Below are 13,381 nucleotides of genomic sequence, written 5' to 3'. Positions count from 1 at the left end.
AACCCCGGGTACCTCGCAGTACAACGGTTTTCAAGACCGCCGCAATCGACCACTCTGCCACCTCTCCAAACTCCTCTTTCAAGAAGTGCTTTTCTCTTAAAGCGGTGCAAAGGTACAAATCATTTTTAAATCTACAAACTTCCTGCTATTTTTTTCACGAATAAATCGTACTTTTGCAACATGATATACCCGCAGAACTTTGAATATAAAATAGGTTTCGACCAAATACGCCAGTTACTAAGTGAAAAATGCCTTAGTACGTTAGGCGCCGAACGAGTTACCGATATGGCATTCTCCGATCACTTTGAGGAAGTGGAGGAGCGCCTGAACCTCGTGACTGAATTTGTACGCATCATACAGGAAGAAGACAACTTCCCCGCACAGTATTTTTTCGACGTCCGTCCATCCCTCAAACGGATACGCGTTGAAGGAATGTATCTGGACGAACAGGAACTTTTCGACTTACGCCGTTCGCTGGAAACGATACGGGACATCGTACGCTTTCTGGGAAAAGAAGATATGGAGGAGGAAGATTCCCCCTACCCTTGCCTTCGGAATCTCGCCAAAGATATCCTGGCATTCCCGCAATTGATCCAGAAGATAAATAATATACTTTCACCTTACGGAAAGATAAAAGACAATGCTTCATCCGAACTGGCACGTATCCGCCGGGAATTGACAAACACCATGAACAGTATTTCCCGTTCATTGAATGGTATCCTGCGCAACGCCCAATCCGAAGGTGTGGTAGACAAAGATGTTACTCCTACTATGCGTGACGGACGTCTGGTAATTCCGGTTGCTCCGGGATTGAAACGGAAGATAAAAGGTATCGTGCATGATGAATCGGCAAGTGGAAAAACCGTGTTCATAGAACCTGCCGAGGTAGTGGAAGCCAACAACCGTATCCGTGAACTGGAAGGAGATGAGCGTAGAGAGATTATCCGTATTCTGGTGGAATTCTCCAATCTGCTGCGTCCTTCTATTCCCGAGGTATTGCAGTCTTACGAATTCCTTGCCGAGATAGACTTTATCCGTGCCAAGAGCTTGTTTGCCCTGCAAATATCCGGCATAAAACCCGCACTTGAGAATACGCGCTTACTGGATTGGACCATGGCCGTCCATCCGTTACTGCAACTCTCCCTCTCCAAACATGGAAAAAAGGTAGTTCCCCTCGATATAGAACTAACCGAGAAACAGCGCATCCTTATTATATCCGGTCCAAACGCCGGCGGTAAGTCCGTTTGTCTCAAAACAGTAGGGTTATTGCAGTATATGCTGCAATGTGGTATGCTCATTCCCATGCACGAACGCAGCCATGCGGGTATTTTCAGCAGCATATTCATTGATATAGGTGACGAGCAATCCATTGAAGATGATTTGAGTACCTATTCTTCTCATCTTACCAATATGAAGATAATGATGAAGAACTGCAATGAACGCAGCCTCATCCTGATCGATGAATTCGGTGGCGGAACAGAACCGCAAATCGGTGGTGCCATAGCCGAAGCCGTACTGAAACGTTTCAACCAAAAGTTAACTTTCGGTGTTATCACTACACACTACCAGAATCTGAAGCACTTTGCCGAAGACCATGAAGGGGTAGTAAATGGAGCCATGCTATATGACCGCCACCTGATGCAGGCATTATTCCAACTTCAGATCGGTAACCCCGGAAGTTCATTTGCCGTAGAAATAGCCAGAAAGATCGGTCTTCCGGAAGATGTGATTGCTGACGCATCCGAAATTGTGGGCAGTGAATACATCAATGCTGATAAATATCTGCAAGACATTGTACGCGACAAGCGATATTGGGAAGGCAAACGCCAGACCATCCGCCAACGCGAGAAACATATGGAAGACACCATCGCCCGTTATCAGGCAGAAATGGAGGACTTACAAAAATCTCGCAAGGAGATTATTAAAAAAGCCAAGGAAGAAGCAGAACAACTGGTACAAGAGGCCAATGCCCGAATTGAGAATACCATCCGTACCATTAAGGAAGCACAGGCTGAAAAAGAAAAGACTCGCCAGGCACGCCAGGAGTTGACGGAATTCCGACAATCAATGGAAGCTCTTGCCTCTAAAGAACAGGAGGAGAAAATAGCCCGTAAAATGCAGAAATTGCAGGAAAAGCAGAATCGTAAGAAAGAAAAGAAAACAAAAGATACTGATAGCGGATTATCAGCGCAGGAACAGGCTGCGCAAAAAGCCAAGCAGGAAGCAGAGCGCCTGGCAAGTATTGTGCCGGGAGCGATGGTGAAGATAAAAGGACAGAATTCAGTAGGCGAAGTTCTGGAAGTAAATGGAAAAAATGCCGTTATAGCATTCGGCAGTATAAAGACTACCATTAAAGTGGAACGTCTGGAGCGTACAAACACTGTTCCGCAAAAGGTAGACAGTTCTACCAAAAGCACATTCGTCAGCAACCAGACGCAGGACAGTATGTACGAAAAGAAACTGAACTTCAAACAAGACATCGATGTACGCGGTATGCGGGGTGATGAAGCTTTGCAGGCAGTAACCTACTTTATTGACGATGCCATTCTTGTTGGGATGTCCCGCGTACGCATTCTTCACGGAACAGGCACGGGCATTTTGCGTACACTTATCCGCCAGTACCTGCAAACAGTCCCCGGTATCAGACACTTTGCCGATGAGCATGTACAATTCGGCGGTGCAGGAATCACAGTTGTTGACCTATAAATAAAATAGTATGAAATCAATCAAAGAACTCTACCGTATCGGTACAGGGCCATCAAGCAGCCATACAATGGGCCCTCGCAAAGCTGCCGAGCTATTTCTGGAAAAACATCCGGAAGCCTCCTCATTTAAAGTTACTTTATACGGTAGTCTTGCCGCCACCGGTAAAGGGCATATGACTAATATAGCCATAACCGATACTCTGCAACCCGCCGCTCCGGTAGAAATCATCTGGGAACCGAAAATATTCCTCCCTTTTCATCCCAACGGGATGAAGTTCGTTTCTGTAGATGCAGCAGGCAATGAAACAGATTCATGGACAGTATTTAGCGTGGGCGGTGGTGCTTTAGCCGAAGAAAACGATGGTGCATCTTCCGTCAACACTCCTGATATCTACTCTATGAACCACATGACTGAGATTCTGCAATGGTGCGAAAAAACCGGAAAAAGTTATTGGGAATACGTTAAGGAATGTGAGGAAGAAGATATCTGGGATTACTTGCAAGAAGTTTGGAAAACCATGCAGGCAGCCGTTCGCCGCGGACTGGAACAGGAAGGCGTATTGCCCGGTCCATTGAACCTGCGTCGCAAAGCCTCTACTTATTATATACGCGCCAGCGGATACAAACAATCCCTGCAATCCCGCGGACTGGTATTTGCCTATGCCCTTGCCGTAAGTGAAGAGAACGCTTCAGGCGGAACCATAGTTACTGCACCTACCTGCGGTTCCTGCGGTGTGATGCCGGCAGTATTATATCATTTGGCAAAGAGCCGCGATTTCAGCGATATCCGCATCCTCCGCGCACTTGCCACAGCCGGTCTTGTAGGAAACATTGTAAAGACAAACGCATCCATATCGGGAGCGGAAGTTGGATGTCAGGGAGAAGTGGGTGTAGCTTGTGCTATGGCCTCAGCCGCTGCCAATCAATTATTCGGTGGCAGTCCGGCTCAAATAGAATATGCAGCTGAAATGGGATTAGAGCATCATCTGGGAATGACCTGTGACCCGGTTTGCGGATTAGTACAGATCCCCTGTATCGAACGAAACGCATATGCCGCCGCCCGTGCACTGGATGCCAACCTTTATTCCTCATTCACCGATGGAATGCACCGCGTATCTTTCGATAAGGTTGTAGAAGTAATGAAAGAAACCGGAAACGACCTGCCTTCACTCTATAAAGAAACCAGCGAAGGTGGATTGGCAAAAGATTACCGACCGATGTGAGAAAGTTACAAGCTACAAGCTACGAGCTACAAGTCCTTGCGGCTTGATAGTGTTTAATAGTTTAAAGACTGACATAGCGCAGCAACTTGTAGCTCGTAGCTTGTAGCTGGTAACTTTCTCACTCTTCCGGTGGATAAATCGTATCATCCTTTCCCGTTACATTCACAGTATTCATCAGCCCTCCATCTTCCGAATAGAATAACTGATACTTCTGATTCCCCTGCTTCACTTCAATCACATATTGCATGGGTTGCAACGGATACAGCAAGAAATAATAATCATCTTGTACCCAGTTTGCATATTCGCTATTATTAAATGCAGTCTGGACAGCTCCGGGAACGTCATTCCAATATATTTCCGATTCTGTCATCCACCAGTTTCCATTGGCATCAAACCATATATCGGAATCTTTTCCGTCCAGCCAGCAATCGGCTACAAAATACGAGCTTTTCTGTTTCCAGTCTACGTCCGTAGCACTTGGATACTTCTGCTTCAAAGCCTGTGTTACAGCCTCCGGCACATTGATACCCTTATCATCGTCATCATCATCACTGCATGCACTGAATGTCAGTGCGGTCATGCACATCATCATCGCTAACATCAAGAATCTTGTTTTCATCATTTTCTCCCTCCATTAGTCATCCAAACTGACAAACTGTCCTTTCTTATTGAATTTCAAAGAGAAATCATTGGCAAGTTCCACCTCAATCCCCGTACTTTTACGCTCTATCTTAGTGATAATTTCATTAGGAAAATTAGCCTTTACGTAATCTTTTACAGAAGCTGGGATAAGGGCGGCAGGCACAGCATTCTTTTTACAGTCTACTTCCGTCCAATTACCTTTCTTGTCGAAGTCAATCTCCGTGCGGTCAGTCAGTGTCACTTCATACTTCTTGGACAGGAACTCACTGTCTATCTTGATGTATGAAATCTGCGGTTTACTGAAATACTGATTGATAAAGTTACGCGCAGTCAATGGAAGTTCCTTTATGTCTTTGGTAATCACATCACCGGCAAAAGCGAACTGAACGGCTACGATAGCCAATACGAGAATAGATAAAATCTTCTTCATAATCGTTATTGTTTTTAAGTGTTACTAATTTATTTCCTGTTTTTATTCACACTGCAAATAACGATACTGAATCGGGAAAGATTTGGGAATATTCGCCTTTAGCTTTTCTTTTGAGATTCTTTAACAAGCAAGAACAGATGCATTCCTTCCTGCCACTTATAAGTCAGACTGAGAGAGGCGGACAAAGCAATGGAACGGGCGATGGCAAGCCCCAAACCGGTAGAATCCTTCTTCCCGTCAATACTGCGATAAAAACGCCGGAACAACTTTTCTCCATCCAACGGATGTTCACCACTGTTCATGATAGTAAGAGAAGAAGGCGTAGTCGCTATATGCAGTTCACCGCCTTCACGATTATGCACCAAAGAGTTTTTCACCAAATTGGAAACCAAAATCTGTGCCAGGGAAAGGTTGCAGCGAATCACGAAAGGTTCCGCCTCTTTCGTACGTACCAGATGTATTTTCTTGCCTTCATATATATCCATCAAATCAGGCAATAGTTCATCCAAGACTTCATCTACCGAAACATCTTCTGTTTCGGTATATTGTCCGTTTTCAATACGGGAAAGCAACAACAAAGATTTATTCAGCCTGACAGCTCTGCCCAATGTAGTATATATTTCATCCAGTTCTTTCAACTGTTCTTCCGTCATCGACTCATTCTCCGCAAGCAACTCAATCTTGCCACGAACAATGGCAAGCGGCGTCTGCAGCTCATGCGAAGCATTTTCTATAAACTGCTTCTGTTCCTCATACGCCTTATAACTACGGTTTCCCATATCTACAGCCGCATCACCCAACTGCTGAAATTCCCGTATCTTCGTCGGGTTGTCCAACACCGGAAGCTCCTTGCCCGGCTGAATTTGTTGCAGCCAGTTCAGCAGGCGATGCAACGGGCGAAATACACTTTGCAGTATCAGTCGTGTCCCAATGGATGTGCAAATCAAAAACAGCAGAAACAGTGCTCCCAAATACCACAGGATAGCCTCCACCATATCATCACGCTCCAAGATGGAAATCATCAGTTCCAGCTCATAAAACTGCCCGTCCGGCATACGGAAAGCAGTCTTTAGTACCCTCACCGGTTCGTATTCATCTTCGCTTTCTATATAGACGGTAGAGTCATAAAACTCTTCATCATAGTCCTCAGCTTCTTCTTCGGATATAGGCCGGAATTTGTAGAAAGACATCAATGTTCCCTCCGTATCAAGAACAGACGGGTCCATCAAGGCATTATTGATTAATATCTCACTGTAATTTTCAAGCGTATCATCCGTTTCATCCATCACTTCGTCAATAATGGCATAATAAAACAACACACCCCATACCGCCATCAACAGCAATAGTAGCAACGAGAGTTTCCGGTAGGTATAATGAAGCAATTTCATACTTCAGAGAGTTTATAGCCAAAACCATATACCGCCTTCAGTTCCACGGTAGCTCCAGCCTGTTTCAGTTTACGACGAAGATTTTTCACTTGTGAGTAAATGAAATCCAATGAATCTACCTGGTCGATATTATCTCCCCACACAGACTCCGCAAGACTCATTTTATTAATAACGCGATCAGGATTGACTATAAAATAATAAAGCAGATCGAATTCTTTCCGGTTAAGTTGCAAAGACACTCCTCCTACCTCTACCTGGCGCTTGTCAGGATACAGCAACAGATTTCCCATTGTAATGGAAACATCACCCTTTGCTTGCCGGCGGCGAATAACAGACTTCACCCGCGCATTGAGTTCGGCCAAATGGAAAGGCTTCGTAAGATAGTCATCGGCACCCAGTTCCAGCCCTTCGACCTTATCATCCAAAGAATCCTTGGCAGAAATAATCAACACACTGTCACTACGATGCAGGTGTTTGAGTTCACGCAACAAATCCAGACCGCTTCCACCGGGCAACATAATGTCCAGCAGGATACAGTCATAATCGTAATCATTCACTTTATCCAGTGCCGAAAAGTAATCGGCAGCAGTTTCCACAACGAAATGCTCTTTTACAAGGGAAATGCGGATCGTTTCCCGCAAATCCGGTTCATCTTCTACAATCAGGATTTTCATACCGGCAAAGGAAACTCATAAATTAGGAAACAATCTGGAATCTTTGATCAGATGCTGTCTGTTTCGTGCAAATCTTCCAGCAATTCTTCTTTCGCCAAGGATATTTTGCCATCGGCAGATACAGTGATCGATAGTGGAATGTAAAGGTCGGACTGCGGATAGCACACACTTGCCGCATAAACGATCCCCTGAGGTGTGGTCTTATCATACACCAGTCCCTCAAGAATAGAATGTTTCATGAACTTTGCATCCACCAACGAAGCGAAACTCTCTTTTGTAAACACCTTGTCAACAATAGACTTGCCGCCGGAAGTTATACGCAGGGTGATGCTGTTATCAACAAATTTATCTCCTTGTTCATTAATCACAACAGGTAAACTGTCATCCGGTCTGCGAACCACGCTCGATTGATATTCCTTACCTTTATAAGTAAAACTGGTCTTACTATCAGATACCTGCATACGTTGCAAACCATTGGCATCCACACTGTCTTTCATCAGTACCTGTATATCTCCTCTATCCTCTTTTTTCTGAGAAGAACAAGCTGACAACAGCCACATCGCTATACATATCCAGAAGTAAAATACGTTTCTCATTCTACCATTTGTTTACAATTAACGGGAACAAAGGAACAAAAAGGGAGGCAAAAATGCAAGGGAAAAGCAAAAGAAATAAAAACGGGCGAAAATGTCCCGCCCGTTTCATAAAACTAATACCATACTATATTTTATTTATACCTATTGAATCTTGATGTTTATAAGACAACAGGAAAAGCAAAAAGTTTAATAGGATCTTTCGTTTTAACATAAAAAAGGGTATGTAATCCGATTGGGCAATAAACTAAAGTCCGCGTTCGTCCGTCTTATCCGCATAGTCCGCGTACCTATTTAATTCATAACCGGAAAGAAACGAATTAATTCATTATTTCAATAGTTTATTTGTTCTAATTTATAACCACCAAAGATTAGTTTTGTAAATACTTGATTATCAAGTGTGTTATAATCAGGCTATCTCAGTATGATACTTAGGGTACCTCAATATGATACTGAGGTACCCTAAGTATCATACTGAGACCCCCTAAGTATGCGACTGATCTCGCAAATGTTTTGTTTCATAAATATTTATTATTTATATTAGAGGTGCTTATCATATCGGATTATCGTTTTGTTCATAACCGGAAAGAAACGAAACAATTCTTTAATGCAGTTGCTCTGAAACTTAATAAGCCTTATTCCTTAACTCACGAATAAATTACTATCTTTGCCGGCTCATAAAAAACACATACATGATGACAAATATTAAACTAGCTGTTTTATTAATCATTCTCAGTCTCTTATCCAGTTGTTCTGAAGAGACAATCATTAATTATATTGATCCTCCTGTTCCCGAAGAACGTGTACAAGGAGTCATAAAAGTCAAGGCGGAAGATTATACTCCGGAAGTTTCCATGCTAATGTTACAGGATGGGGAATCAGAAGATATTCTGTTCGATGCCAACCAAAGAAGTTTTCGTGTCAATGCTCCACTACAAGTGTCTATCAATGAAAAGCAGGAACTGTTCGTTCGCTTTTTCTGCCCCCGTCCGATTAAGGATGTGAAAGTTTGGGCAAGCATTGTCGGTTACGATGAAGAATTTCTGTTGGCTGATTTTGAAACGGTACCCGGCTTCATTGAATTTCATAAAGCGCTTCCCATAATTTCCGGAGACAAGGAATACACCACTGCTTCCGGAAAGATAATCGTGATCAAAGCTAATCCCCATATCGGTGCGGCAGATTTGACTTTACGCATCGACTGTGAAGATCCGCTTTATAAGAAAATGACCGGTGTAATACCCCAATACAAGGTTTCCTTTTCGGCCTATAGCCGCGACGGCAGTTGGGCTTATCCGATACGCCCCGCCCATTGTCGGGAAGGCGTGGCTCTGATGTTAAACCTGGCATACGCATTTTCTTCACAGGAATTCGCAGACGAGCTGGAGAAATACAGAGGAAAGCTACATAGCGATAATAATAAGACAGTCATCAATATCGATCAATTGAAGCAGAAAGTACTAAACCACAGCGCATACCTTCTCGGGCACGTCAGTGGTGTAAACGGTTTGGGTGGAGGCTACACTTTAGGTCTGGCAGAATGGTGCTTTCTACAGCATTATCCCGATGATGAATACAACATACATACCGTCTTCCACGAAATAGGGCATTGCCTCGGATACGGGCACGACGGTAACATGACCTATGAACAGACAGGTCCCGGATGGATCACCTTGGGACGTGCTGTCTATCTGAAGTTAGGCCAAGAGAAACGTCTCCCTGTTTATTCACGGCGTTTTATGCATACCCGCAAAAATGCGACCACCCTATACGGCAGTTCTAAATATGTAGGTTCCACATTCGTTATAGAAGATCCGGAACTGGATGCAATAGACGGCGGCCTCGGTTTTCATCCGGTAGAAGACAACGAAAACATTGCAAACGGCACCCCATTATCGGTGTCATTAAAATGGTCGGACGTACCCGAAGCTACGGAAACGACTTTCAAACCTAAAGATGTTACAGCCTATCAGGATCGCATTTACATAGTTAATAATGCTACCGGAAACTATAGCGTAGAAGTCTTCCAAGAGAAAAACGAGCAAGTAATCCATTGTGGACGTATCAAGAACTGGACACGCAACGGCACATCCGAAACTTTTGCCGGTGAGCCCAATGGAATTACAGCCGCCCATGGCAAAATATATGTAACCAATACGAGTAGCCGGACGGATGTTTTTGATGCCACGACACTGGAGTTTATAACATGTATCGGAAACGGACAATGGGGTGAAGGCAGCTATCAAACCGTACATGCTTTCGAAACTTTAGTAAAAAACGGTTGTGTATTCATCCGTGATAAAAGACGTGTTTGCGTCTTTATGGAAAAAGATGTCACAGCGGATAATTGTATGCGCATACCGAACTATTGCCGTTTCAACAATGTAGGTGAAGTAATGGGAACATACGGAATGACGATAGATAAAGACAATATACTTTATACCACCCACATTGGTAAAAAGGAAATCTATGCCTATGATCTTACTACCATGCGTGAACAGAAAGTATTAAACCCGGTCCGCACCCTGAAGTTACCAACGCAAGCCTATGATGTGGTTTCCTGGGACGGTCGTATGTTTGTGACTTTAAATCAAAAGACAGAATGTCTTGTAGAGATCAATCCCCAGGATGGAAGCATCTTAAAAGACTATTCAACCATAAACGGAAAGTCTTTTAGCAATCCGGAGAAAATAGCCCTGGCCCGCCAGACTCTCTTTGTGATAAACCGCGGAACAGGTACAGTGACAAGCATCCCATTAAATGAATTGAAATAAGAAGAAAGAAATGAAGATAATATATATACTATTCGCAGGTTTATGCCTGCTTTCATGTGAAAAGACAAAGATAGAAGACGTAATCCGGGAAGTGGAACCGGAACAACCTTCATCCGTACATTATTACTACTCATACAAAGCCGGAGAAGTGATTAATGCAGAAAAGCTTGGGTATGCTTCCGGTGAATTCATGCCCGGTTGTACATATATATACGGTGACACTCTTTTCATTGCCAATACTCAAAACGGACATTTCAGCGTGGAATTATACAGTTTGTCCGCTCATCAGAAATTAGGTTCATTAAATACATGGACCTACAATGATGCAACGCAAACATTTGGTAATTACGTAGAAGCCATTTCCGTAGCTAATGAGAGACTTTATCTCGCCAATATAGGCTCGTGCATTGATGTGTTCGATGTACATACACTGAAATTTATCACCCGAATCGGGAACCGTAACTGGGGGCATGGAAACGCACAGTTGTTTCATACACATGCAATGGCTATTGTAGACAATTACATAATAGTGCGCATGAAAGATGGTCTGCAAGTAACCTTGCAAAGTGATGTGAGTGCGGAAAAATATCAGAATATAAATTACTACTCACGTGGAAGTCTGGATGGTTTCGATGTAAACAACGGATTTTATTCGCATCAGATGGCAGTAGATACAACCGGATTAGTATTTCTCGCCGATTACGGACAATATGGCAACCGGAAAATACATGTGATCGATACTACCCTTATCCAGAAGGGAAGCAATATCACAATGACTACCAGTCACGCTTCCTCTGGAATTTAATCCCAGAGGAATAGCCTTATACAAAAATCTGATGTACATCTCAGCAGCTGACGGTAGTATCCGATGCTATGACAGAGAGAAAAAGAAATTCTTCCTGACCTTCAAATCAGTGCCCGGCTATACATTCAAAGGCGGACAGAAGTTATTGGTTTATAACAATCGGCTATGGGTCACAGATGTCTCAACAAGAGAAATCGTCGGAGTAGATATATTCCGCAATGTGATTGAGGAATATGAATAATAACAAGACTAAAGTTACCTCACAAAGCCATTTTTATAATAATCATAAGCAGCATCAATCTTTTCCGGAGTATCTGCATGCAAAAGAAGTAATAATTCACGGGTAAACTCCAAATGCCCGGTTCCGTTAGCAGTTACGATATTCTTATCGCTGACTGCCTGCTTTTCCTGATACCCGGCTTCATTGGTATATGCACTACCTGCAAATTGCTTCAGATATGGAAGCGTATTACTGGTATGCTTTACATCGTTCAGGAAACCATGCGCTCCCATAAAGGCAGAAGCATTGCAAATAGCTCCAACTATTTTGCCACGCTGTAATGCATCCTGCACAATTGGCACCACCAGTTCTGCTTCAGGCGATTGCCAGTGCATACCACCAACCAGTACCAATGCCGCATAGTCAGCAGGCATCGTTTGAAAACTATAATCAGGTAAAGTACGAAAACCGCCTACAGAACGCACAACATCCAATGTAGGGGCAACTACCTTCGGTATATATTTCACTTCACTACCTGGTATTACCCCGGTATTTAGGGAAATGGCAAGGAAAGCGCCTTCCCAGTCGGCATATTCATTTAAAAGCAGGAATAAGACTTCTTGTTTCATAAGATTCGTATTTAGAATATTTTTAATATCTGCTGACAAAGTTACACCAATACTCAAAAAGTCTACTATTTTGGGATAGGAAAAAACAAAAAAGCTGATATCATTGCCTTTACATAGCAATAATATCAGCCACTCACTATTATTACAGAGATGAAAATTCTATAACGGCATTACCTCCCCTATCTCAGGAATCACCATATTCAGCGAGTCTTGTTCCTGCATCTTCTTCTCATTCGCCAAAGGCTCATCCCAGGGATGCTTTGCCAATGCGTACTTTGAATGATGTACAGTCATTACTCTTTTTGCTTTCAGTCCTTTAGCTGCCTTTGCCATATTGGAAGGCATCAGATGAATATATTTCCAATCTTCATTATACTGGCCGTTTTCCAGAATCGCAAGGTCTATATCCGGAAAACGCTTCCCTATTTCCTCAAAGTGAGAGTCATAACCACCGTCACCGGCCATATATATTTTCTGTGACGGAGTTTCTATCAGAAAGGATGCCCACAATGTCTGATTGGCCTTTAAACCACGACCGGAAAAATGGCGTGTCGGAAGACAATGGACAGCAAAACCATTTTCTAAAACAGCATCTTCATACCAGTCCAATTCTACCAGTTGGTCTTTATCATATCCCCAATATTCGAAATGTTCGCCGACACCCAGTCCGCAAATCACTTTTCCTACCCGCTCTTTCAAGCTTTTCACTGTCCGGTAATCCAGGTGATCCCAATGATCATGAGAAATCACCAGATAATCGATATCCGGCATATCTTCCGGTTTATAGACATCAGTTCCTTTAAATGGTTTGTTGACGAAAGATACAGGCGAAGCCATACAAAAAACAGGATCAACCAGAAATCGCTTTCCATCTACCTGAATAAAGTAGGAAGAATGTCCAAACCAGACCAGCACATTTTCATCACGCCCCAACTTATGCAAATCCGTTTTGATAACCGGAACTTCATTCTCCGGACGCAGATTCTCTGTTTTACGGAATAAAAAAGAAAGCATAGCACCAAAACGCCCTTCATCCGAGGTCATCATCTGCGTCGAATGCAGATTATTGAACTGACCGTCACGGTAATGAGGTGAGCGTTTGATTCGCTCTAAACGCGCTTCCTGAGGCAACCTTCCGAAACTCGGCTGATTAATAAAAATAAATACGGAAACGCATACTATGCCTATAACCGCCAACATAATCCAAAGCCACATACGTTTTTTATCTTTTCTCATTCTAAATTAGTTTATTAGCTACATAAACTACAAGCTACAAGTGGCTGCGCTATATTTGCAGG

12 protein-coding genes are annotated in these 13,381 nt (G+C 43.2%); 5 read left to right on the top strand and 7 right to left on the bottom strand.

Annotated features, from left to right (window positions below):
• Positions 1-180: 180 nt before the first annotated feature.
• Both BN161_RS09045 and BN161_RS09040 read left to right on the top strand, forming a co-directional pair.
• Positions 181-2,706, top strand: a complete 2,526-nt coding sequence (locus BN161_RS09045) for an endonuclease MutS2 (protein ID WP_044265113.1) — start codon at positions 181-183, stop codon at positions 2,704-2,706.
• Between the two features lie 10 nt (positions 2,707-2,716).
• Entirely contained in the window at positions 2,717-3,928 is a 1,212-nt protein-coding gene (locus BN161_RS09040; protein ID WP_029327889.1) for an L-serine ammonia-lyase, read from the top strand.
• A gap of 118 nt (positions 3,929-4,046) precedes the next feature.
• Here BN161_RS09040 and BN161_RS09035 read toward each other — a convergent pair whose 3' ends face one another.
• The 5 genes from BN161_RS09035 to BN161_RS09015 form a co-directional block, all read right to left on the bottom strand.
• Positions 4,047-4,550: a PepSY-like domain-containing protein gene (locus BN161_RS09035; protein WP_044265110.1), complete on the bottom strand. Its 504-nt coding sequence runs from the start codon at positions 4,548-4,550 to the stop codon at positions 4,047-4,049.
• 12 nt (positions 4,551-4,562) lie between these two features.
• The gene (locus tag BN161_RS09030) at positions 4,563-5,000 is read right to left on the bottom strand and encodes a PepSY-like domain-containing protein (RefSeq protein ID WP_044265107.1); all 438 of its coding nucleotides are present in this window, start codon (positions 4,998-5,000) and stop codon (positions 4,563-4,565) included.
• Positions 5,001-5,098: 98 nt separating this feature from the next.
• Positions 5,099-6,388, bottom strand: coding sequence for a sensor histidine kinase (locus tag BN161_RS09025; RefSeq protein ID WP_044265104.1), 1,290 nt, complete (start codon positions 6,386-6,388; stop codon positions 5,099-5,101).
• Positions 6,385-7,062: a response regulator transcription factor gene (locus BN161_RS09020; protein WP_044265102.1), complete on the bottom strand. Its 678-nt coding sequence runs from the start codon at positions 7,060-7,062 to the stop codon at positions 6,385-6,387. Before BN161_RS09020 ends, BN161_RS09025 begins: the two co-directional genes overlap by 4 nt.
• Positions 7,063-7,109: 47 nt before the next feature.
• Positions 7,110-7,658, bottom strand: a complete 549-nt coding sequence (locus tag BN161_RS09015) for a DUF4738 domain-containing protein (RefSeq protein WP_007213261.1) — start codon at positions 7,656-7,658, stop codon at positions 7,110-7,112.
• A 689-nt stretch (positions 7,659-8,347) separates the two neighbouring features.
• On the opposite strand from BN161_RS09015, the gene BN161_RS09010 reads away from it, so the two are divergent.
• Genes BN161_RS09010 through BN161_RS29395 form a run of 3 tightly spaced genes read left to right on the top strand, consistent with a single transcriptional unit; the run spans position 8,348 to position 11,475 of the window.
• Positions 8,348-10,429, top strand: coding sequence for an NHL repeat-containing protein (locus BN161_RS09010; RefSeq protein ID WP_244436449.1), 2,082 nt, complete (start codon positions 8,348-8,350; stop codon positions 10,427-10,429).
• Between the two features lie 10 nt (positions 10,430-10,439).
• A complete protein-coding gene (locus BN161_RS09005; protein WP_125910784.1) occupies positions 10,440-11,234 on the top strand; it encodes a YncE family protein in 795 nt (264 codons plus the stop codon).
• Between the two features lie 31 nt (positions 11,235-11,265).
• Positions 11,266-11,475 (top strand): hypothetical protein, encoded by a 210-nt coding sequence (locus BN161_RS29395; protein ID WP_125910783.1) that lies wholly within the window; start codon positions 11,266-11,268, stop codon positions 11,473-11,475.
• Between the two features lie 14 nt (positions 11,476-11,489).
• On the opposite strand, the gene BN161_RS09000 is transcribed toward BN161_RS29395, so the two are convergent.
• Both BN161_RS09000 and BN161_RS08995 read right to left on the bottom strand, forming a co-directional pair.
• Positions 11,490-12,083, bottom strand: a complete 594-nt coding sequence (locus BN161_RS09000) for a type 1 glutamine amidotransferase family protein (RefSeq protein ID WP_044265099.1) — start codon at positions 12,081-12,083, stop codon at positions 11,490-11,492.
• Between the two features lie 159 nt (positions 12,084-12,242).
• A complete protein-coding gene (locus BN161_RS08995; protein ID WP_044265097.1) occupies positions 12,243-13,319 on the bottom strand; it encodes an MBL fold metallo-hydrolase in 1,077 nt (358 codons plus the stop codon).
• Between the last annotated feature and the right edge of the window lie 62 nt (positions 13,320-13,381).

The sequence above is a fragment of the Bacteroides timonensis genome (assembly GCF_000513195.1).
GTDB lineage: Bacteria > Bacteroidota > Bacteroidia > Bacteroidales > Bacteroidaceae > Bacteroides > Bacteroides timonensis.
The sequence above is the reverse complement of the archived record's forward strand: the minus strand, read 5'-3'. Positions and strand labels throughout refer to the sequence as shown.

Bases quoted from the DNA above. Each gene is read 5' to 3' on its own strand.
- BN161_RS09045 (WP_044265113.1), top strand. From the start codon at position 181: ATGATATACCCGCAGAACTTTGAATATAAAATAGGTTTCGACCAAATA.
- BN161_RS09040 (WP_029327889.1), top strand. From the start codon at position 2,717: ATGAAATCAATCAAAGAACTCTACCGTATCGGTACAGGGCCATCAAGC.
- BN161_RS09035 (WP_044265110.1), bottom strand. From the start codon at position 4,550: ATGATGAAAACAAGATTCTTGATGTTAGCGATGATGATGTGCATGACC.
- BN161_RS09030 (WP_044265107.1), bottom strand. From the start codon at position 5,000: ATGAAGAAGATTTTATCTATTCTCGTATTGGCTATCGTAGCCGTTCAG.
- BN161_RS09025 (WP_044265104.1), bottom strand. From the start codon at position 6,388: ATGAAATTGCTTCATTATACCTACCGGAAACTCTCGTTGCTACTATTG.
- BN161_RS09020 (WP_044265102.1), bottom strand. From the start codon at position 7,062: ATGAAAATCCTGATTGTAGAAGATGAACCGGATTTGCGGGAAACGATC.
- BN161_RS09015 (WP_007213261.1), bottom strand. From the start codon at position 7,658: ATGAGAAACGTATTTTACTTCTGGATATGTATAGCGATGTGGCTGTTG.
- BN161_RS09010 (WP_244436449.1), top strand. From the start codon at position 8,348: ATGATGACAAATATTAAACTAGCTGTTTTATTAATCATTCTCAGTCTC.
- BN161_RS09005 (WP_125910784.1), top strand. From the start codon at position 10,440: ATGAAGATAATATATATACTATTCGCAGGTTTATGCCTGCTTTCATGT.
- BN161_RS29395 (WP_125910783.1), top strand. From the start codon at position 11,266: ATGTACATCTCAGCAGCTGACGGTAGTATCCGATGCTATGACAGAGAG.
- BN161_RS09000 (WP_044265099.1), bottom strand. From the start codon at position 12,083: ATGAAACAAGAAGTCTTATTCCTGCTTTTAAATGAATATGCCGACTGG.
- BN161_RS08995 (WP_044265097.1), bottom strand. From the start codon at position 13,319: ATGAGAAAAGATAAAAAACGTATGTGGCTTTGGATTATGTTGGCGGTT.